Below are 21,601 nucleotides of genomic sequence, written 5' to 3'. Positions count from 1 at the left end.
GCATGACTACGAGTGGAGTTCACCAGCGTTCGGTCGCCGTCGTGGGCATGTCCTGCCGGCTTCCCGGGGCCACCGATCCCGGCCGGCTGTGGGAGCTGCTGCGCGCCGGTGTCGACGCGACCGCGGATACCCCCGCGGAGCGCTACGACGCGGCGGCGCTGCGCACCAGCGGTCCGGGCGGGCTGGCCGGGTCGCGGGCGGGGTACGTCGACGGCATTGCGGATTTCGACGCGGGTTTCTTCGGCATGTCGGCGGCCGAGGCGACCGCGCTCGATCCGCAGCAGCGGCTGCTGCTGATGTGCGCGTGGGAGGGTCTCGAGGACGCCGGGATCGTGCCGGAGCGGTTGCGCGGAACCCGAACCGGCGTGTTCGTGGGCAATTCCCGAGCGGATTTCCTCGAAACCGCGCTCCAGCGGGGCCTTTCCTCGGCGACGGCGGCGCAGCTGGGAAACGTCCGCTCACTGCTGCCCGCGCGGTTGTCGCACTTCTTCGACCTGCGCGGGCCGAGCCTGGTGGTCGACACGGCGTGCTCGTCGGCGTTGACGGCGGTGCACCAGGCGGTGCGCTGCTTGCGGTCCGGGGAGATCCCGGTCGCGCTGGTGGCGGGCGTGAACCTGCCGCTGCGCCCGGACGAGGGCGTGATGATGTCGCAGGCCGGTGCGATGTCGGCGGACGGCCGCAGCCGGTTCGGCGGCGCCGACGCCGACGGTCACGCCCCGTCCGACGCGGTGGCGGTGGTGGTGCTCAAGCCGCTGGAGGCGGCGCTGGCCGACGGGGATCGGGTGCGCGCGGTGATCGCGGGCAGCGCGGTCGGCAACGACGGTCGCAGCAGCGGTGCGGTGCTCAACCCGTCGCTGGAGGGCCAGGTGGACGTGCTGCGCTGGGCCTACCAGGACGCGGGCGTGGACCCGTCCGCCGTGGACTTCGTGGAGGCGCACGGTGCCGGGTCGCCGCTGCTGGATCCGCTGGAGCTGACCGCGCTGGGCCGCGTCCTGGGAGCCTCCCGTCCACCGCAGCGGCCGCTGCTGGTCGGCTCGGTGAAGTCCAACCTCGGGCACGCGGAGGCCGCCGGTGGCCTGGTGGGGCTGATCAAGGCCGCGTTGTGCCTGGAGCACTCGCAGGTCCCGGCGAGCCTGCACGCCGGGGTGCCGCGCTCGGACGTGGACTGGGCGGGGTTGTCGATCCCGCAGGAGCTCACCGACATCCCCGACCGCGCGATCGCCGGGGTGTCGGCGCAGGGGTCGTCGGCGCTCAACGCGCACGTGGTGCTGCGCAGCGCCGACCCCGAGCCGCGCGTTCCCGATGACGGGACGCGCTGGCCGCTGGTGCTGTCGGCGCGCACTCCGGAGGCGCTGGCCGAGCTCTCCCGGACCTACGTCGACCACCTCGCCGGTCCGGGCGCTGCGGTGCCGGTGCGCGACATCTGCCGCAGCGCGGCGCTGCGGCGCACCCGCTTCGAGCACCGGGCGGTGGCGATCGGGGCGACGCACCAAGAGCTCATCGAGGCGCTGAGCACCGGCAGCACTCCGGAGCTGGACCGCTTCCTCGGTTCCGAATCGGTGGACCGGGACGGGCTGTTCGGCCGGGGAAGGCATGTGCCGCTGCCGACCTACCCGTGGCAGACGCGCCGCTACTGGCCCGGCGACGAGCCCGACGGGGGTGACACGGCGGAGTGGTTGCTGGGCAAGCACGCGCGCACCGGGTTCGACCAGGACTCGACGCTCTCCGACATCGGCATCGATTCGCTGGCGAAGCTGCAGCTGCTGGTGGAGCTGCAGCAGCGCACGGGGCGCGAGGTCGATCCCGAGGAGCTCGCGTCGCTGCGCACCGTGCGGGACCTGTGCCGCTGGGCGCGAGACCTGACGGAGGTGCCCCGATGAACGTGCACGCCTGGTTCGAGCGGGCCGCGGCCCGGTTCCCCGATCAGCCCGCCCTGGAAGTCGACGCCACCACTCTCACCTATGCGGAGCTGCGCGAACTCGTCGAGCGGCTGGCCGCGCGGTTGCACGCGGCGGGCGCGCCGCGGCGGGTCGGGCTGCTGGCGAGCCGCTCGGTGCTGGCCTACGCCGGTTACCTGGCGGTGCTGCGATCCGGTGCGGCGGTGGTTCCCCTCAACCCCGCGCACCCGCCGGAGCGGATCCGGGAGCTGGTGGCCGAGGCCGGGGTCGAGCTGCTGCTGGCCGAGGAGTCCTGCACCGGAGGCGAGTGGGAGGTTCCCGTGCTGCGCGCCGGCGCGGACGAGCCCTTCGGCCGGGCGCGGGAGGTTCCCGCGGACCCGGGCGACATCGCCTACGTCATCTGCACCTCGGGGTCGACGGGAACGCCGAAGGCGGTGCCGATCTCGCACGGCAACCTCGACGCGTACCTGACCGAGGTCGCCGCGTGGTACGGGATCGGCCCCGGCAGCCGGGTTTCGGGGAACTTCGAGCTCACCTTCGACGGTTCGGTGCACGACATCTTCGTCACCCTCGGCCAGGGCGGGACCCTGGTGGTGCCGCGGGAGGCAGCGCTGCTGTCGCCGGTGCGCGCGGTCAACGCGCTCCGGTTGACGCACTGGTTCTCGGTGCCGTCGCTGATCTCCTTCGCCGATCGGCTCGGCACGCTCCGACCGGGGGCGATGCCGTCGTTGCGGTGCAGCATCTTCGGCGGTGAGGCGGTGCCGCTGGAGGCGCTGCGCAGCTGGAAGCGGGCGGCGCCGAACAGCGACGTCGAAGTCCTCTACGGGCCGACGGAGCTCACCGTCGCCTGCACCGCATACCGGCTGCCGGACGAGGAAGCCGAGTGGCCGGGCACGCCGAACGGGATCGCGCCGATCGGCGAGTGCTTCCCCTCGCTGGATTTCCGGCTGCTGGATCCCGGTGGCAGGCCGGCGGAGCGCGGCGAGCTGTGCGTGCGGGGGCCGCAGCGGTTCGCCGGGTACCTCGACGCGGCCGACGACGCGGGGCGTTTCGCGCCGGGCGGCTGGTACCGCACCGGTGACCTGGTGACGGTCGAGGACGGGTTGCTGCTGCACCTGGGACGCACCGATCAGCAGGTGAAGGTGCGCGGCCACCGCATCGAGCTGGGCGAGATCGAGGCCGCGCTGCGGGCGCTGCCCGGGGTGAGCGACGCGATCGTGCTGGCGGCGCCCACCGACGGCGAACCGGAACTGGCGGCCGCGGTCGGGGGCGACTGCGAACCGGACGCGCTGCACGCCGGGCTGCGCGACCGGTTGCCGCCGTACATGCTGCCGCGCCGGATCACGGTGCTGGACCGGCTCCCGCTCAACGCCAACGGCAAGCTGGACCGCCGGGCGTTGCGCACCGAACTCGACCTGTGAGGCGATGATGTTCGACGCGATCGTCGTGGGGGCCCGCTGCGCGGGTTCGCCCACCGCAATGCTGCTGGCCCGGGCGGGGCATCGGGTGCTGCTGCTGGACCGGGGCGAGTTCCCGTCCGACACGATCTCCACGCACGTGATCCACCAGCCCGGCGTGGCGGCGCTCGCGCGGTGGGGTTTGCTGGAGGAGTTGCGCGCCACCGGGTGCCCGCCGCTGCGGCAGGTCCGCTACCGGGTCGCCGACGTGCAGCTGACCGGGTGCGGCCGGGGCGTGGCCGGTCAGCGGGCCGGTTACGCGCCGCGCCGGTTCGTGCTCGACGACCTGCTGGCTCGGGCGGCGGTGGCCGCGGGCGCGGAGCTGCGGGAGAAGTGCAGGGTCACCGGGCTGCTGCGCGACGGCAGCGGCCGCGTGGTGGGGGTGCGCGGCGAGCACCGGGGAGTGGCGTTCACCGAGCGGGCTGCGCTGGTGATCGGCGCGGACGGGATGCGCTCCTCGGTGGCCGCGCACGCCGGTGCCGGGTGCACGACCTGGGACGAGCGGCTGACCTGCGCCTACTACTCGTACTGGACGGGTGTGCCCGCTGATCTGGAGATCTACGAGACGCCGGGCAGCTGGGTGGCGGCCACGCCGACGCACGGGCACGCGACGCTGGTGCTGACCTACTTCCCGCAGTCCCGCTTCCGCGCGGTGCGCGCCGACGCGCAGCGCGCCCACCTCGACCGGGTTCGCGAGACGGCGCCGCAGCTGCACGAGCGGTTGCGGTGCGGGGAGCAGGTGGAGCGGTTGCGCGGCAGCGGTGATCAGCAGAACTTCTTCCGCGAGGCGGCCGGGGCGGGCTGGGCCCTGGTGGGCGATGCCGGCCACCACAAGGATTCGATCACCGCGCGCGGCATCACCGACGCGTTCACCCAGGCGGAGTCGCTGGCCAGGCACATCATCGGCGAGCTCGACTCGCCGTCGCGGCTGGACGCGGCGCTGCGCCGCTTCGCCGCCGAGCGCGACGGCGCCCTGCTCCCGGGCTACGAGGCGACACTGTCCGTGGCGCGGATGGCGCCGCCGAACGCGCACCGCCTGGCCCTGCTGCGCGCGGTTCAGCAGGACCCGGAGCTGACGTCGATCTACTTCGACGCGTTCGCGGGCGCCAAGGACATCACGGCCCTCTACACGCCGAGGCTGCGGGAGCTGCTCGCCGACGGCCCTCGGTGACGGGCGCTCGGACCGGTGGCGCGCCCGCGGCGCTCGACGAGGACCGCGGAGGGGCACCCGGCGACCGAATTGACCGAACACCCGGGCGGCGCGGAGACGGGATGGTGCAGGCTTGGGGCGTGGTCGAAGCGAACCTGCCCGTCGTCTCCGTGATCGTCGTCAACTACCGCGGCGCGGACGACACCATCACCTGCCTGCGCGCGGTGCGCGACGAGCTGGACTACCCGGCGGACAAGCTGGAGGTGCTGTGCGTCGACAACGCCTCCGGTGACGGTTCCGCGCAGCGCATCCGCGAGGCCGTGCCCGAGGCCCGGCTGATCGAGTCCGCCACCAACACCGGTTTCGCGGGCGGCTGCAACCTGGCCGCGCGCGAGGCGTCCGGGCAGGTCCTGGCGTTCCTCAACAACGACGCCCGCCCGGACCGCAGCTGGGTGCGCGCGGCCGTGGAGGTGCTGCGCGCCGAGCCGACCGTGGGCGCGGTGGCGAGCAAGGTCCTGGACTGGGACGGCAAGCGCATCGACTTCGTCGACGGCGGCCTCACCTGGTTCGGCATGGGCTACAAGCGGCACGCCGGTGAGCTCGACGACGGGTCGCACGACGCGGCCCGCGACGTGCTGTTCGGCACCGGGTCGGCGCTGTTCGTGCGCTCCGAGCTGTTCGCGGCGCTGGAGGGCTTCGACGAGCGCTTCTTCATGTTCTACGAGGACGTGGACCTGGGCTGGCGGCTGAACCTGCGCGGCTGGCGGGTCCGCTACGAGCCGAGGTCGCTGACCTTCCACCGCCACCACGCCTCGATGGCCGAGGTGTCCTCGTCGCGCGAGCACTACCTGCTGGAGCGCAACGCGCTGGCCGCGCTGTACAAGAACGTCTCCGAGGAGACGCTGGGCAAGGCGCTTCCGGCGGCGATGGCGCTGGCGGTGCGGCGGGCCACCGCGCGTGGCGAGATCGACCCGACGCAGCTGGAGATCACCCGTCGCGGCGAGACCGACGACGACTCGCCGGTTCCCGTCGACCGCTCCGCGCTGGCCGGGATGCTGGCGATCGACCAGTTCGTGGAACTGCTGCCGTCGCTGAAGGTCTCGCGCGAGCAGGAGCAGCGGGCGCGGGTGCGCACCGACGCCGACCTGCTGCCGCTGATGCGCAAGGCGATGGAGCCCGCCTACCCGCTGCCCCGCTACCTGGCCGCGCACGACGCGCTGGTGGAGGCCTTCGAGCTGGACGAGGTGTTCGGCCGCCCCCGCAAGATCGTGGTGATCACCGGCGACGCGGTCACCGAGCGGATGGCGGGTCCGGCGATCCGCGCCTGGCACATGGCCGAGGTGCTGGCCGCCGAGCACGTGGTCCGGCTGGTCAGCGTCAACGCCCGGGTGGATCCGCCGGAATCGGAGTTCGAGGTGTTCGCGGCCAAGCCGCGCGAGCTGGCCGAGCACGTCGAGCGGGCCGACGTCGTGGTGCTGCAGGGCCACGTGCTGGAGATGGTGCCCGCGCTCAAGCGCGTCGACTCCACCAAGGTCGTGGTCTGCGACGTCTACGACCCGATGCACCTGGAACTGCTGGAGCAGGGCCGGGAAACCGACGACGAGCGCCGTGCGAAGGACCTCGCCGGGATCACCGACGTGCTCAACACCCAGTTGGAGCGCGGCGACTTCTTCCTGTGCGCCTCGGAGCGCCAGCGGCACTTCTGGCTCGGTCACCTCGCCTCGCTCGGCCGGTTGACGCCCGGGCTCTACGACAACGACCCGACGGTGCGCTCGCTGCTGTCGGTGGTGCCGTTCGGGCTGCCGTCGGTGGCGCCGCAACGCACCGCGCCCGCGATCAAGGGCGCCAGGCCGGGGATTTCGGCCGACGACAAGGTGGTGCTGTGGGCTGGGGGCGTCTACAGCTGGTTCGACCCGTTGACGCTGCTGCGCGCGGTGGACCGGCTCTCGCAGCGGCGCAGCGACGTGCGGTTGTTCTTCCTCGGCATGAAGCACCCGAACCCGGACGTGCCGGAGATGGGCATGGCGGAGCGGACCCGGGCGCTGGCGCAGCGGCTGGGGCTGACCGACAAGTTCGTGTTCTTCAACGAGACGTGGGTTCCCTACCAGGAGCGGCAGAACTTCCTGCTGGACGCCGACTGCGGTGTCACCACCCACTTCGAGCACGTCGAGACCACGTTCGCCTTCCGCACCCGGGTGCTGGACTACCTGTGGTCGGGGCTGCCGGTGATCACCACCGACGGCGATGCGTTCGCCGACCTGGTGCGCGCTGAGGGGATCGGCGTGGTGGTGCCCGCCGAGGACCCGGAGGCGCTGGCCGACGCGCTGGAGAAGGTCCTCTACGACACCGAGTTCGCCGCCGAGTGCCGTCGCCGGATGGAGCCGGTGCGGGAGCGGTTCACGTGGGAGTCGGTGCTCGCGCCGCTGACCGCGTTCTGCCGCGATCCGCGCCCGGCCGCCGACCGGCTCCCCGCCGCCGCGCCGCTGGTGCGCAGCGCGCGGCCGGGCCGGGTCGAGTCGGCGCGCCGGGACCTGGCGCTGCTCCGGGAGTACCTCGACGCCGGTGGTCCCGCGGAGGTGGCCAAGCGGGCGACCGGCCGGTTGCGGCGCATCGCCGGGGAACGGTTCGGTGGCCGCTGACCTGCGCGTCCTGCTGGACGCCACGCCGCTGCTGGGCCCGCGCACCGGGATCGGCCGCTACACCGCGTCCCTGGTGGCGGCGCTGGCGTCCGATGTGGACGTGCGGCTGATCGGTTTCAGCACCAGGGGCTGGTGGCGGTTGCGCACCGAAGCACCCGCCGGGACGCACGTGGTGGGGCCGCCGATCCCGGCGCGCGCATTGCGGATGTTGTGGCGCGGCGGGCGCTTTCCGCCGGTCGAGATGCTGTCCGGGCCCGTCGAGGTGGTGCACGGGACGAACTTCGTGCTGCCCCCGTCGGTGCGCGCCGCCGGTGTGGTGACGATCCACGACCTGGCGTTCCTGGACGATCCGTCGCTGGCCGAGCCGGATCTGCCCGCGCTGGTGCGGCTTTCGGCGCAGCGGGCCCGGGTGGTGTGCACGCCGACCGCGGCGGTGGCCGATCAGGTCGCCGAGCGCCTCGCCGTCTCGCCGGAGAAGATCGCGGTCACGCCGCTGGGGCTGGACCCGGAGTGGTTCTCGGCGGCGCCGGTCCGCGACGGCCGGATCCCGCCGGAGTACCTGCTGTTCGTCGGCGCGGAGGGGCCGCGCAAGGGGCTGGACGTCCTGCGCGCGGCGCTCGCGCCGGACCTCCCGCCGCTGGTCATCGCGGGCCCGGGTGCCGCGCGCGAGGCCGACGGCGTGATCCGCACCGGTTACCTCTCCGACGAGCGGCTGCGCGGCGTGGTGGCCGGGGCGAGTGCGCTGGTGCTGCCGTCGCGGGAGGAGGGCTTCGGGCTGCCGGTGCTGGAGGCGCTGGCCTGCGGGGTTCTGGTGGTGTGCTCGGACCTCCCCGCGCTGCGGGAGGTCGCGGACGGTCACGCGACCTTCGCCCCGGCCGAGGACCCGCTCGCACTGCGCGAAGCGCTGCGCCAGGCCCTGGCCTCGCCCCCGGATCCGCAGGCGGGGCGGGCGCACGCGAAGTCCTTCACCTGGCAGCGCTGCGCGAACCGAACCCACGCCGCCTACCTCCGCGCCATCGCATGATGGGAGTTCGGGTCACCGCTGGTGGCGGAACGCTTCGGCGTTGGTGGTGAAGGCCTGGCGCAGGGCGTCGCGCCAGGGCCGCAGCGGGGTCAGCCCCGCTTCTCGCCAGGCGTTCTCGGACAGCACCGAGTAGGCCGGGCGCGGGGTCTTGGTCGGGTACTCCGCGCTGGTGCAGGGGTTCACCCGCTGCGGGTCGAGGCCGAGTTCGCTGAAGATCGCGCGGGCGAACTCGAACCAGCTGGTGCTCCCGGTGTTGGTGCAGTGCAGCACTCGCTGCTGCGGGCCGGCTCCGGCGGCGACCGGTTCGGCCAGTTCCAGCAGTCCGGCGGCCAGGTCGGCGGCCCAGGTGGGCGAGCCGATCTGATCGTCCACAACGGACAGCTCGTCGCGCTGGGCGGCCAGCCGGGCCATGGTCTTGACGAAGTTGCCGCCGTGCGCGCCGTAGACCCAGGCGGTGCGGACGATCCAGGCGCGCGCACCGGATTCCAGCACCGCCCGCTCGCCTTCGAGCTTGGTGCGGCCGTAGACCGTGCGCGGCCCGGTGCCGTCGGTGGGCTCGTACGGGCGGTCGGCGTCGCCGGGGAAGACGTAGTCGGTGGAGACCTGCAGCAGCGGCAGGTCGCCGTCCCGGCACGCCTCGGCCAGCGCGGCGGGTCCCGCGACGTTGACCTGGTGGGCGCCGTCGGGGTCGGATTCGGCCGCGTCGACCGCGGTGTAGGCGGCGGTGTTGATCACCACGGGCCGCAGTTCGGCGTCGCGGGCCGCTTCGGCGAAGGCCTCGACCGCATCGCGCACCGCTTCGACGTCGGTGATGTCGAGCTCGGCCGAACCCGGTGCGTGCACCAGGGTTCCGCGCCGGGAGCGCAGGATCGCCGACAGCTCCGAGCCGACCTGCCCCTTGCCGCCGGGGACCAGCGCGGCCAGCCGGGTCACCGGGCCACCGCCGCGCGCTCCTTCAGCGCCTCCCACCACGAGCGGTTCTGCCGGTACCAGGCGATGGTCTCGCGCAGCCCGGTCTCGAAGTCGACCCGCGGGACGTAGCCGAGCTGTTCGGTGATCTTGGTGTGGTCGACCGAGTAGCGGCGGTCGTGGCCCTTGCGGTCCTCGACCTGCTCGACCATCGAGAAGTCGGTGCCGAACTCGGCCAGCAGCCGCTCGGTGAGCTCCCGGTTGGTCAGCTCGGTGCCGCCGCCGATGTTGTAGATCTCGCCCGGCGTACCGGATTCGGCGACCAGCTGGATGCCCCGGCAGTGGTCGTCGACGTGCAGCCAGTCGCGCACGTTCATGCCGTCGCCGTAGAGCGGGACCTTGCGCCCGTCCATCAGGTTCGTGATGAACAGCGGCAGCACCTTCTCGGGGAACTGGTACGGGCCGTAGTTGTTCGAGCACCGCGTGATGCACACCGGCAGCCCGTGCGTGCGGTGGTAGGCGCGGGCGATCAGGTCCGAGCCGGCCTTGGCCGCCGAATAGGGCGAGTTGGGTTCGAGGAGATGATCTTCCGGCCACGAACCGGTATCGATCGTGCCGTAGACCTCGTCGGTCGAGACGTGGACGAACTTGCCGACACCGGCCTCCATCGCCGCCTGCAGCAGCGCGTTGGTGCCCACCACGTTGGTCATCACGAAGGCGTCCGAGCCGGTGATGGAGCGGTCCACGTGCGTTTCGGCGGCGAAGTGCACCACGACGTCGACGCTGGTCATCACGTCCGCGAGCAGCTCCCGGTCGCAGATGTCGCCGCGCACCAGCCGCAGTCGCGGATCGTCGGCCACCTCGGCCAGGTTCGCCTCGTTGCCGGCGTAGGTGAGCTTGTCCAGCACGACCACTTCGGCGCCGCTGAACGCGGGATACGCCCCGCCGAGCAGCTGCCTGACGTAGTGCGAGCCGATGAAGCCGGCCCCACCGGTGACCAGAATCCGCATTCCGCCTCTTCCTCGTCCTGCGCGGGCAGTAGGCGCCCACCCGCCGAGGGCAGTCTGACATGCGCCGATGCCCGCCCGAATCGACTCCCGCGTTACGTACAGTTATAGGAGTGCGTCACCCTTATGAGTGATGTCACCGGATCCCGAGGGACCCGTCATGGTCCGAGTCGATCACCGTTAGCCTTCTTCAGGAAGTCGGGCAACATCACTCCTGAAGGTGTAACGCTCGCCCCCGCAGCCCCCGAGGAGGAAACGCGTGGACGACCGGCCGAGGCGGCCCGGGAGCCCTGATGGGCGGCCCGGCAGAGGTGTTCCGCCCCGTGGATCGGGCGGCGGATCGGCCCGCTCCGGCGCTGCGGCCGGACGGCCGCAGGGCGCCCGTAGCACCGGCGCCCCCGGCACCGCGAAAGCCGGTGCGGCAGGTGCCGCGAAGAGCGCTCCCGTCGCTGCTCAGCGTAAGGACCCGGCGAGAAACTCCGCCCGATCCGGTGATGCCGGCTTACCTCCTGACGACGTCTGGAGCCGGGGCGGGTTCTGGCAGCGCACGGCCGCCCGCAACGGCGCCCGCACGCTGACCGCCCTGCTGTCGGTGATCGTCCTGTGCGTCACCGGCTTCGCCTGGGCGATGTTCCGGCCCGGCGCGGGCGGCACCGGCACCGCCGACGTCATCGGCAACGGCTTCAGCGCGCCCGACGGCGCCACCGACATCCTGCTGATCGGCAACGACAGCCGCACCGACGCGCAGGGCAATCCGCTGCCCAAGCAGATCCTGCAAGAGCTGCACACCACGCAGGAGGGCGGCGACCTCACCGACGCGATGATCCTGGTGCGCATCCCCAACGGCGGGCACAGCGCCAGCGCGATGTCCTTCCCGCGCGACACGATGGTCGACAGCGGGTTCGGCGACGGCAAGCACAAGCTCACCGAGACCATGAACCGCGGCAAGGACGCCGAGCGCTCCAAGCTGCAGGAAGAAGGGGTCTCCGACCCCAAGGAGCTCGAGGACAAGTCGCGGCTGGCCGGCAAGCAGGCGCTGCTGCAGACCATGGAGAAGCTCACCGGCGTCAGCATCGACCACTACGCCGAGGTCAACCTGCTCGGCTTCTACGAGATCACCAAGGCCGTCGGCGGCGTCGAGGTCTGCCTCAACGAGGCCACCAAGGACAGCTACTCCGGCGCGAACTTCAAGAAGGGCGTGCAGACGATCCAGGGCGCCGACGCGCTCGCCTTCGTCCGGCAGCGGCACGGACTGCTCAACGAGCTCTCCCGCGGCAAGCGCCAGCAGGTGTTCATGTCCGCGCTGGCCCACCGGATCCTGTCCTCGGGCACGCTGGCCAACCCGGGCAAGCTCAGCGCGCTGATCGACGCGATCAACAAGTCCGTCACCCTGGACCCGGCGCTGGCCAACGACATCCTCGGCTTCGCCGAGCAGATGCAGGGCATCGCCGGTGGAAACGTGCAGTTCTACAGCGCCCCGGTGCACCTTGTCGGCGACTCCGGCCAGGAGGACGTCACGCTCAACATCGCCGAGAGCAAGCAGTTCGCGGCCGATCTGCTGCTACCGCCGCAGCAGCGCGCGCAGAAGCTCGCGACGCTGAAGTCGCCCACGAAGATCACCACCAGCGTCTACAACGCCTCCGGCATCAGCGGTCTGGCCGCCAACGTGCTGGAGGAGCTGACGAGCCAGGGCTTCCAGGAGGGCAGCAGCTCCAACTCCGAGACCCGCAGCTCCTCGGTGGTCTACTACGCCAAGGGCGAGGAGGACGTCGGCAAGATGGTCGCCGAATCCCTCGGCGGCCTGCCCACCGAGGTCAGCCCCAACCTCACCGCGGGCAGCACCGAGGTCTACATCGGCAAGGACTACAAGGGCCCCGGCAAGCAGAACTTCGCCGGCGCGCCCACCGTCCGCCTCGACGGCCTGAACAAGGCCGCCCCGCTGCGCACCCAGGCGGACACGGGCAACGCCCCGATCACCGCCGACGGAGTGCCCTGCATCGACTGAGGCACGTGGGAACCTCCCCGCCACTCGTGCGGCGGGGAGGTTCCCACGTCCGAATCGCATTCCCCGAATTCCCCGGTTCCTCGATTCCTCAGTTCCCCAACGCGTTTCCGCCGCCGAACGCGCGAAAAACGGGGGACATCCCCCAGGGGATTCCCCGCCCTTTCCCCCGTTCCTCCCGACCGCGGTTTCCGCAGTTCACGGACTTGCTCAAAATTCTTTCCCAACTCGGAGCAACCGGTGGTGCACCGGCACGTCTTACGGGTCAAAAGCGGGTGGGAAAGCCCGTTCTCACAGCTCTGGGGGAAAGGAATCCATGATGTTGAAGCGAATTCGGACCATCGGCGCCGCGACCGCTCTGCTCGGCGGGACGCTGCTGATCGCCGGGTGCAGCGGCCAGGCCGCGTCGCTGACCAACGCCGCCGGGGTCGGCTCGGCGCAGGGCGACGACGTCTCCGCGTCCCACTGCTCGGCGACCGACTTCGAGATCGAGCTGCAGGCCCAGCCCGACCCGAGCCAGTACCTGCTGACCATGACCAACACCTCCGACGAGGCCTGCGAGCTCGGCGGCTGGGTGAACCTGACCCCCACCAACATGGCCGACGAGCCGATCGAGGAAGTCCCCAGCAGCAACGTCGAGATCCCCGGCGGCCCGCAGGACATCACCCTCGAGCCGGGCCGGACCGCCTTCGCCGGCGTGCACGCCGAGCTGGGCGACAAGGGCGACCCGAACACCTACGTCACCAGCGGTTTCGCAGCCACGCCCGCGGACATGAGCGGCACGGTCAACGCCCCGGTCAACGGCCTGAACAACGAGCCGGTCACCGAGATCCCGCTCAAGCGCCTCCAGGTCGGCACCTTGCAGCCCTCGTCCCAGGGCGTCCTGTTCTGACCTGACCCGCACCCGCGAAGCCCGCACCGGTCGGCCGGCGCGGGCTTCGTCGTGTTCCGGGCATCACAAATGAGAGAAAGGTTCCCGTCCTCCGTCCTCGCGGCCGATCCGCGGCGGTTAACGTGGATCATCGACGCACAACTCGGGGGAGGGCGTGGTGGACGAACCGGACCAGGGGCAGGAGCTCCCCGAACCGGACGGCACCAGCAACGCCCCCGTCCGGCGCCGCTCCGCCGCCCGGATCGTCGGCCGGAGCGCGGTCGCGCTGGCCTCGGTCGTCGTGCTGGGGCTCAGCGCCGTCGGCTGGTTCGTGACCAACCGGCTCAGCGAGGTCAGCTCCGCGAAGGTGCTCGCCGAACTGCCCGACGCTCCCCCGCCGGACGACGGAGCCACCGACGTGCTGCTGGTCGGCAGTGACAGCCGCACCGACGCGCAGGGCAACCCCCTGCCGCTGCGGGTGCTCAAGCAGCTGCGCACCGAAGCCACCGGCGGCCTCAACACCGACAGCCTGGTGCTCATCCGCATCCCGCACAGCGGCGCGCCGCCCACGGCCGTGTCGATCCCGCGCGACACCTACACCGAGACGCCTTCGGGTCGACCCGACAAGATCAACGCCGTGTACGGGCTCACCAAGAAGGCCACCTCCGGTGAGCTGGAGGGCGAGAACCTGCCCGCAGCGGAGGTCGAGCACCGCGCGAAGGTCGCCGGGCAGCGGGCGCTGGTGCAGACCGTGCAGGCGCTGACCGGCATGCGGATCGACCACTACGCCGAGATCAACCTGCTCGGGTTCTTCGAGCTCACCGATGCCGTGGGCGGTGTCGAGGTGTGCCTGAACAACGCGACCAGCGACAAGGACTCCGGCGCCGACTTCAGCGCCGGGCGGCAGACCGTCACCGGCGGCGACGCCCTGTCGTTCGTCCGCCAGCGGCACGGCCTGCCGCGCGGCGACCTGGACCGCATCGTGCGGCAGCAGGTGTTCATGGCGGGGCTGGCCAACAAGGTCCTGTCCACCGGCACGCTCACCGATCCGGCGGTGGTCAACGACCTGGTCGCGGCCACCCAGCGCACCGTGGAGCTCGACGAGGCCTGGGACGCGCTGGGTTTCGTGCAGCAGATGCAGCAGCTCGCCGCGGGGCGGGTCAGCTTCGTGACGATGCCGGTGCTCAGCGCGGGCGCGCGCGACGAGCGCGGTCAGAGCATCGTGGCCATCGACCGGGAGGCGGTGCGGCGGTTCTTCGCGGGACTGTCGGCCAACCCGCCGGGCATGGCCCCCAAGCCGGGTCTGCGGCTGGACGGGACCGCGAAGCGGCAACCCATCACCTCCGACGGCGACGTCCCCTGCGTGAACTAGCCTGCGGGCATGAGCATCACCCAGGCCCTCCTCGGCCCGCTGCTGGCCAGCGGCGCGCCCAAGCCGTTGATCACGCACTACGACGACGCCACGGGCGCGCGCATCGAGCTCTCCCGCGCGACCACCGCGAACTGGGCGGCCAAGACGGCGAACTGGCTGGTGGACGAGGTGGACCTGGAGCCGGGGGCGCCGGTCGCGGTGTCGCTGCCCGCGCACTGGCAGACCGTCGGCGTGCTGCTGGGCTCCTGGTGGGCCGGTGCGCACGTGACCGACGAGGCCGGCGGCGCGGAGGTGGCGTTCGCGCCCGCGGCTGATCTCGCGCGCGGCGAGGGCGCGCACACCGTCGCGGCGGTGGGCCTGGACCCGCTGGGAGCTCCGCTGCGCGAGCTGCCCACCGGTGTCGTCGACTACGTCTCCGACATCCGCGTGCACGGCGACGACTTCAGCCCGATCTCACCGGTCGCCGGCGGTTCTCCCGCGCTGCTGGGGATGTCGGTGGACGAGGTGGTCGAGCGCGCCCGGCGCCGCGCGGGTGAGCTGGGCATCGGCCGCGACGACCGGGTTCTGTCCACCTTGGACTGGACCCTGCCCGGCGGTGTCGTGGACGGGCTGCTCGCGGTGCTCGCCGCGGAGGCCGCGCTGGTGCACTGCACGAACCCGGACGTCTCCCGCCTGGACAAGCGCCGCGCCGACGAGCGCACGACGGTCGAGCTCGGCCTCTGAGAGCACCCTCACAAACCACCCGCAACGCCTACCTACTCGCGGGTAGCCTCAGGGCATGCGTGCTGCCGAGTCCCTGTTCCGCGTCGAGGGCGAGTTCTTGGTGCCCAACGAGGCGTCCGGGAACCCCTGGGGCGAGCTGACCGGCGGCGGCCCGGTCGCGGGGCTGATCGCGCGCGCCATCGAGGCCGCCAACGACGATCCGGACCTGATCGTCGCCCGGCTCACCGTGGACCTGATGCGACCGGTGCCGCGCGTCCCGCTGTCGATCGAGGTGCGCCCGCTGCGCACCGGCAAGCGGCTCCAGGTCGTCCAGGCCGGCCTGCACATCGACGGCAAGCTGCACACCAACGCCACCGCCCACCTGCTGCGACGCTCCGACCTGGACGGCCCGGGCCCCGACGCCGGAGTGCCGTTCGCAGGACCCGAGGGCATCGAGGACCGCACGCTGCTGCCACCGGAGCTCGGCCTGCGCTGGGGCGTGCACGACGTGATGCAGGTCCGGTGGATCGCCGACCAGTCGGCCACCGGCACCAGCCGGGCGTGGATGCGGATGCCGCTGCCGCTGCTGCCGGGCGAGCGCCTCAGCCCGCTCTCGCACGTGGCGATCCTCGCCGACGCGATCAGCGCCGCCAGCCCGATCGGCGAGCTGTTCGGCCCGTGGATCAACACCGACGTCTCGCTCCACCTGCACCGCGAGATGCGAGGCGAGTGGCTCGGTCTGGAGATGCGCCGAGACGTCCAACCCACCGGGATCGGCACGGCCCACGCCGACCTCTACGACACCGAAGGCCGCATCGGCACAGCCCAAGAAGCAGTCATGGTCAACCAACTCGGCTGACCCGCACCGAGGACAACGTCCCCACCTCGGCCCCACACGGAGCGACCGAATACCGCCGCAATCAGGGACCTGAATACCGCCGCAATCAGACTCCCGAATACCGCCGCAATCAGACTCCTGAAAACTGCCGTAATCCGGGGCCTGAATACCGCCGTAATCCGGGGCCTGAAAACTGCGGTAATCCGGTTACCTGAGGTGCGAGGGTTGGTGGGGCCTGGTTCACCCGGGGAGGTTCAGCCCTGATTGGCCTTGGCCTGGAGGGCTTCGTGCTTGTCGTGGACCATCGATTCCAAGTCGGCTTGGAACTCGGCCATCCGGGTGCGGAGACGGGTGCCGAGGTCGCCGGAGTCGGTCGCGAGGGTGCGGACCGCGAGGAGTCCCGCGTTGCGGGCTCCGCCGACCGAGACCGTGGCCACCGGGACACCGGCGGGCATCTGGACGATGGAGAGCAGCGAGTCCATGCCGTCGAGGTGCTTCAGCGGCACCGGGACGCCGATCACCGGCAGAACGGTGGCCGAGGCGACCATGCCCGGCAGGTGGGCGGCGCCGCCCGCGCCGGCGATGATCACGCGGATCCCGCGGTCGGCGGCCTCGCGCGCGTAGTCCAGCATCCGCTGCGGAGTGCGGTGCGCCGAGTAGACGCCGACCTCGAACGGGACGTCGAACTCGGTGAGGGCGTCACCGGCGGCCTGCATCACCGGCCAGTCGGAATCGCTGCCCATGATCACTCCGACGAGCGGCTGCTCACTCACGCGGAGAACCTCCCAGAAATCTCGAAACCTGCTGGACTTCAGTGAATTTCGTGGCCGTCGAGCCACACGCCGGTCGAGAGCCAGTGCGCGGCCAGCCTCGCCTGCTCGCGGACCTCGGCGAGGTCGTCGCCGAGGACGGTGATGTGCCCCAGCTTGCGGCCCGGGCGCTCGCTCTTGCCGTAGAGGTGCACCTTGGCGTGCGGGTAGCGGGCGAACAGGTGGTGCAGCCGCTCGTCGACGCCCATCTCCGGCTCGACGTCGGCGCCCAGCAGGTTCGCCATCACCACGGCGGGCGCGGTCAGCTCGGTGCTGCCCAGCGGGTAGTCCAGCACCGAGCGCAGGTGCTGCTCGAACTGCGAGGTGCGGGACCCCTCGATGGTCCAGTGCCCGGAGTTGTGCGGGCGCATCGCCAGCTCGTTGATCACCAGGCCGTCGGCCGTCTCGAACAGCTCCACCGCCAGAACGCCCGTCACGCCCAGCGATTCGGCGACGTTGAGGGCGATGTCCTGGGCCTGCTCGATCAGCTCCGGCGAAGCGTCCGGGGCCGGGGCCAGCACCTGCACGCAGATGCCGTCCTGCTGCACGGTCTCCACCAGCGGCCACACCGCGCCCTGCCCGAACGGCGAACGCGCGACCAGCGCGGCCAGCTCGCGGCGCAGCGGAACCCGCTGCTCGGCCAGCAGCGGGACGCCGCCGTCCAGCAGTTCGGCCACGGTGCGCTCGGCGTCCTCGGCGGAGTCGAGCATCCACACGCCGCGACCGTCGTAGCCGCCGCGCGCGGTCTTGAGCACGCACGGGAAACCGTGCTCGGCGCCGAAGGCGAGCACGTCGTCGACCGAGGTGATCTCGGCGAACGGCGGCACCGGCAGTCCCAGCTCGGCCAGCTTGCGGCGCATCACCAGCTTGTCCTGGGCGTGCAGCAGGGCGTCCGGGCCCGGCTGCACCGACACCCCGGCGGCCTGCAGCGCGCGCAGGTGCTCGCCGGGCACGTGCTCGTGGTCGAAGGTGACCACGTCGCAGCCCTGCGCGAAGGTCTTCAACGCCTCGAGATCGGTGTGGTGCCCGAACTCGACGTTCGACGCCACGAGCGCGGCGGACTCGTCAGCCGAGTTCGCCAGCACCTTCAACGACTGCCCGAGCGGAATGGCCGCCTGGTGGGTCATCCGGGCGAGCTGGCCACCGCCGATCATGCCGACGACTGGGGTTCCGGTGCGCTGGTCCACCCGCTCAGCCTAAGGCTGCGCACGCCTCACACCTGCACCGGGAGGGACCAACGCGACCTGGTTCACAGCTGTCGATCACAAGGCGGCCAGCAGCTCGCACGCCCCCGCGTGGTCGCGCGGCAGCCGCTCCTCCTGGAACCGGATCTGTCCGCAATCGCGCAGCGCGGGATCGGCCGCCAGCCGGTGCTCGATCATCCAGCGCGCCTGCAGGCACCGGGTCTGCAGCTCCGGCTCGCGGGGCGCCAGCACGGCCGCCGTGGCCGCGCGCAGCAGCGCCGTGGTCTCACCGGCGCTGAACACCGTGCGCAGCACGTCGGCGATGAGCACCATCGCGACCATCCGCGGGTAGCCGTCGGTGGACACCCCCAGCGCCACGGTGATCAGCGCGTAATCCTCGTCGGCCGTCGACCCCCGGGAACTGGACTCCCGGTAGATCTCGTGCAGCCGGGTGCGCAGGTAGTCGGCGGTGTTCAGCCCGGTCAGCGGGTCCTCGACCTCGCGCCCGACCGCCATCCCGCTGACCGCGTCCGCCCAGCCCAGCGCGGTGATCCGGATCAAGGAGGCGGGCACCGCGTCCGGGTCGGCCGAGACCAACCCGTCGGAGTCCTCGCCGGACACCGCGTGCAGCGCGGCGAGGTCGTGCAGGGTTCCCGCCAGACCCACTCCCGCTTCGGCGCGCGACGCGCCCAGCTCGGCCAGCGGGTCGGACAAGTCCGCCCCCGACACCACGGCCGCGCACACGGCGTCCACGGCCGGCACCTCCCAATCTCCGGGAAACGGCCACCCCGCTGCTAGGCTGGCCGTTCGCCAGCGCAAACGGACCGCTCGCTGCAGCGTCCGCGCTATCGACGTGTCGCACCTAAGTGGCCAGTCCCGCATGCTCAACGTCCCTCCCCGATGGGCCTACTCGTGAGCGAGACGTAGCAAGTGGTCGCCCATGACGGTGGACTCGCTGGCTTTGCCAATACGATTCGGATCACAATTGTCGTCGGAATCCGCCTCGGGTGGTTTTCGCCGACCAAAGCTCCCAGGTAGGACTGACAAGGACATGCCCCCTGCGGGGAGGAAGGTGCGGCGTGGCAACTGTCCCGGCAGAAGTTCAGGGCCCCAGCGACGGTGAACTGCTGGAAGAAGTGCGCAGCGGTTCGTCGCAGGCGTACGCCCAGCTCTACGAGCGGCACGTGAGCGCGGCCTACAACATGGCCCGCCAGGTCGCCAAGTCAGCGGCAGAGGCCGATGACCTCGTCTCCGAGGCGTTCGCCAAAGTCCTCGACACGCTGCGCGAAGGACGGGGTCCGACCACCGCGTTCCGCGCCTACCTGCTGACCGCGCTGCGGCACACCGCCTACGACCGGACGCGGCGCGAGCGCAAGCTGCAGCTGGCCGACGACGTCGCCGAGGTCTCCGGTGCCGACGTCAGCGTGCCCTTCACCGACACCGCCGTCGCCGGGTTAGAGCGCACCCTCGCCGCGCAGGCGTTCTCCCGGCTGCCGGAGCGCTGGCAGACCGTGCTGTGGCACATCGAGATCGAGGGGCAGACGCCCGCCGACGTCGCGCCGCTGCTCGGCCTGACGCCCAACGGCGTGTCCGCGCTGGCCTACCGCGCCCGCGAAGGGCTCCGCCAGGCCTTCCTGCAGGTCCACCTCGGACAGCTGGAGGCCGCCGGGCCCGGTGTGGAGCAGTGCCGGGCCACCGCCGACCGCCTGGGCGCGTGGACTCGCGGGGGCCTGTCCAAGCGGGAGACCGCGCAGGTCGAAACGCACCTGGACACCTGCGACCGCTGCCGGGCGCTGGCCGCCGAGCTCGCCGACGTCAACGGTGCGCTGCGCGTCATCATCGCGCCGCTGGTCCTGGGCGCCACCGCCACCGGTTACCTCGCCGCCACCTCCTCCGGCACCGCCGCCGGAGCACTGGTCGCCGGCAGCGCGGCGGGTGGTGCCGGCGCCGCGGGCGCCGCCGGGGACGCGGCCAGCTCCGGTCCCCGCCAGGCGGTGACCGCGGGTATCGCGACCGCCGTGCTCGCCGCCGCGATCGCGGTGGCCATGACCTCGGGAACCGACCGGTCCATCCCGGTCGCGCAGCAGCCCGCCGCGCCACCGGCCACTCCGCCCGCCACTCCGCCGGCCGCGCCGCCGCCCGCGCCCGCACCGGCTCCCGCGCCGCCACCGGCGCCGCCGGCGCCTCCGTCAGCGCCGCCCGCCGCACCGCCTGCGGCTCCGCCCGCCGCTCCAGCGCCCCCGGCCGCACCCGCTCCCGCGCCGCCTCCCGCCGTGGCGCCCGCGCTCAACGCCACCGGTCCGTCGCAGCCGTTGCAGCTGGTCGCCGGGGGGCCGCCGGTGTCGGTGCCGATCCGGTTGACCAACAGCGGCACCGGCCCGTCCGTGCCGATCACCTCGACGATGGCGCTGCCGCCCGGCGTCACCGCACAGCTCCCGGGCGCGGCGTCCGGTCCGGCGAGCACCACCCCGCAGTCGGCCTCGACCGCGCCCGCGAGCACCTCGCCCGCGTCGGCTTCGCCGAGGTCGCTGCGGACGCAGGCCGTCGGTGCCCCGGGGGTCCGCTGCAGCGGGCAGACTGGCACCGTCACCTGCACCACCGACCGCGGCCTCAACCCCGGCGAGTCGATGGTCTTCGGCTACCTGGTGCAGGCCGACGAGTCGGCGACCGGCGGTGAGATCACCGTGAACATCAGCGCTGGCGCCCAGATCGCCCTGCGGCTGCCCGCCGTGCCGGTGATCGTGCAGCCCGCGCCGGAACCCGAACCGCCGAGGCCACCGGAACCGCCGAAGCCGGTCGACGACATCGATCTCCACGCCTGGGCCTGGGACCAGCCGTGGATGGACATCAGCCGGATCGCGATCGGCGTGCGCAACACCGGCACCAGCACGGGTCGCGCCGAGGTCGTGGCCCACCTGCCGGAGGGCGTCGAGGCCGACGCCGTGCCCGCCGGCTGCACCGCCACGGGCAACGCCGTGACCTGCTCGGACGACAGCCTCGCGCCGAACGAGGGCTTCTACCGGGAGGTGTGGGTCTCCAGCGACCACGACCACCACCCGGGTTGGCCGTGGTGGCCGACGCAGGACCCGGAGGCCGCGGTGGTCGACGGCCGCAAGCAGCACGACGTGTGGGTGCCGATCTCCGCGAGGTTGGGCGAGGCGAGCGACGAGCAGGCCGTTCTGCTGCGCACGTGGTTCCCGTGGTGGCCGCCGAAGCCCTCGGAGGAGCCGACCCCGCCGCCGACCACGAGCACGACGCCGCCGACGACCAGCACCCGGCCGGACTGCCCGCCGTGGTGGCCGCCGGGCCACACCGGCGAACCGCCGTGGCCGCCCGGTCATGGGCACGGTCATGGCCACGGAAACGGGCACAGCAACGGGCACGACCGGCCGTGGGAGCACTACGACTGGCACTGCGGCCCGCCGTCGCACGAGCGCCCGCGGCCGGAGCCGTCCCCGACGACGGTCCCGCCGGCTCCCACGACGACCACCCCGCCGCCGACCACCACGACGACGCCGAGCCCGACCCCGAGCTCGACGCCGCCGCCCACCACGTCGTCGACACCGCCGCCGTCGTCCTCGACGAGCACGACGAGCCCGCCGACGTCGAGCACCACGAGCTCGGTCTCCTGATCGGGTCGAGAACCGCGACGTTCGCAGCGCCGGACGTCGCGGTTCTCGACGACCGGGCACGGCACGGAGCCGGCAAAGTGGGACGGCCGAAACCCGGCCTGGGCCGT

The 21,601-nt window shown here is 72.3% G+C and carries 16 protein-coding genes; 11 read left to right on the top strand and 5 right to left on the bottom strand.

All coding sequences use genetic code 11. From position 1 onward, the window contains the following. Positions 1–2: 2 nt before the first annotated feature. The 5 genes from R4I43_RS12140 (at position 3) to R4I43_RS12120 (ending at position 8,168) form a co-directional block, all read left to right on the top strand. Positions 3–1,880 carry a beta-ketoacyl synthase N-terminal-like domain-containing protein gene (locus tag R4I43_RS12140; RefSeq protein WP_324265698.1) on the top strand — a complete coding sequence of 626 codons (1,878 nt, stop codon included), beginning with the start codon at positions 3–5 and terminating at the stop codon, positions 1,878–1,880. Further along, a complete protein-coding gene (locus R4I43_RS12135; RefSeq protein ID WP_324265697.1) occupies positions 1,877–3,319 on the top strand; it encodes an AMP-binding protein in 1,443 nt (480 codons plus the stop codon). The genes R4I43_RS12140 and R4I43_RS12135 overlap by 4 nt, the downstream gene beginning before the upstream one ends. 4 nt (positions 3,320–3,323) lie before the next feature. Beyond that, on the top strand, positions 3,324–4,526 hold the full coding sequence (locus R4I43_RS12130) for an FAD-dependent oxidoreductase (protein ID WP_324265696.1): 1,203 nt from the start codon (positions 3,324–3,326) through the stop codon (positions 4,524–4,526). A 101-nt stretch (positions 4,527–4,627) separates the two neighbouring features. Then, positions 4,628–7,144 (top strand): glycosyltransferase, encoded by a 2,517-nt coding sequence (locus R4I43_RS12125; RefSeq protein ID WP_324265695.1) that lies wholly within the window; start codon positions 4,628–4,630, stop codon positions 7,142–7,144. Further along, entirely contained in the window at positions 7,134–8,168 is a 1,035-nt protein-coding gene (locus R4I43_RS12120; protein ID WP_324265694.1) for a glycosyltransferase family 4 protein, read from the top strand. The genes R4I43_RS12125 and R4I43_RS12120 overlap by 11 nt, the downstream gene beginning before the upstream one ends. 12 nt (positions 8,169–8,180) lie before the next feature. Here R4I43_RS12120 and rfbD read toward each other — a convergent pair whose 3' ends face one another. Continuing rightward, positions 8,181–9,101: a dTDP-4-dehydrorhamnose reductase gene (gene rfbD / locus R4I43_RS12115; protein WP_324265693.1), complete on the bottom strand. Its 921-nt coding sequence runs from the start codon at positions 9,099–9,101 to the stop codon at positions 8,181–8,183. Next, positions 9,098–10,087 (bottom strand): dTDP-glucose 4,6-dehydratase, encoded by a 990-nt coding sequence (rfbB, locus tag R4I43_RS12110; protein WP_324265692.1) that lies wholly within the window; start codon positions 10,085–10,087, stop codon positions 9,098–9,100. Before rfbB ends, rfbD begins: the two co-directional genes overlap by 4 nt. 256 nt (positions 10,088–10,343) lie before the next feature. Between rfbB and R4I43_RS12105 the strand changes: the two genes are divergently transcribed. From R4I43_RS12105 to R4I43_RS12085, 5 genes are all read left to right on the top strand, one after another. Then, positions 10,344–12,089 carry an LCP family protein gene (locus tag R4I43_RS12105; RefSeq protein ID WP_324265691.1) on the top strand — a complete coding sequence of 582 codons (1,746 nt, stop codon included), beginning with the start codon at positions 10,344–10,346 and terminating at the stop codon, positions 12,087–12,089. Between the two features lie 316 nt (positions 12,090–12,405). After that, positions 12,406–12,978: a DUF4232 domain-containing protein gene (locus R4I43_RS12100; protein WP_324265690.1), complete on the top strand. Its 573-nt coding sequence runs from the start codon at positions 12,406–12,408 to the stop codon at positions 12,976–12,978. Between the two features lie 157 nt (positions 12,979–13,135). Continuing rightward, the gene (locus R4I43_RS12095) at positions 13,136–14,329 is read left to right on the top strand and encodes an LCP family protein (protein WP_324265689.1); all 1,194 of its coding nucleotides are present in this window, start codon (positions 13,136–13,138) and stop codon (positions 14,327–14,329) included. Positions 14,330–14,338: 9 nt separating this feature from the next. Next, positions 14,339–15,052: a TIGR03089 family protein gene (locus tag R4I43_RS12090; protein ID WP_324265688.1), complete on the top strand. Its 714-nt coding sequence runs from the start codon at positions 14,339–14,341 to the stop codon at positions 15,050–15,052. A 55-nt stretch (positions 15,053–15,107) separates the two neighbouring features. Continuing rightward, positions 15,108–15,890 carry a thioesterase family protein gene (locus tag R4I43_RS12085; protein ID WP_324265687.1) on the top strand — a complete coding sequence of 261 codons (783 nt, stop codon included), beginning with the start codon at positions 15,108–15,110 and terminating at the stop codon, positions 15,888–15,890. A 233-nt stretch (positions 15,891–16,123) separates the two neighbouring features. Here the strand turns inward: R4I43_RS12085 and purE are convergent, their stop codons facing one another. From purE to R4I43_RS12070, 3 genes are all read right to left on the bottom strand, one after another. Next, on the bottom strand, positions 16,124–16,612 hold the full coding sequence (purE, locus tag R4I43_RS12080) for a 5-(carboxyamino)imidazole ribonucleotide mutase (protein WP_324265880.1): 489 nt from the start codon (positions 16,610–16,612) through the stop codon (positions 16,124–16,126). 68 nt (positions 16,613–16,680) lie between these two features. After that, positions 16,681–17,865: a 5-(carboxyamino)imidazole ribonucleotide synthase gene (locus R4I43_RS12075; RefSeq protein ID WP_324265686.1), complete on the bottom strand. Its 1,185-nt coding sequence runs from the start codon at positions 17,863–17,865 to the stop codon at positions 16,681–16,683. A gap of 75 nt (positions 17,866–17,940) precedes the next feature. Next, entirely contained in the window at positions 17,941–18,615 is a 675-nt protein-coding gene (locus R4I43_RS12070) for a hypothetical protein (protein WP_324265685.1), read from the bottom strand. A gap of 326 nt (positions 18,616–18,941) precedes the next feature. Between R4I43_RS12070 and R4I43_RS12065 the strand changes: the two genes are divergently transcribed. Beyond that, positions 18,942–21,494, top strand: coding sequence for a sigma-70 family RNA polymerase sigma factor (locus R4I43_RS12065; RefSeq protein WP_324265684.1), 2,553 nt, complete (start codon positions 18,942–18,944; stop codon positions 21,492–21,494). Positions 21,495–21,601 lie beyond the last annotated feature (107 nt).

The organism is Saccharopolyspora mangrovi (genome assembly GCF_035320975.1).
Taxonomy (GTDB): domain Bacteria; phylum Actinomycetota; class Actinomycetes; order Mycobacteriales; family Pseudonocardiaceae; genus Saccharopolyspora; species Saccharopolyspora mangrovi.
This window is presented reverse-complemented; position numbering and strand designations above follow the sequence as displayed.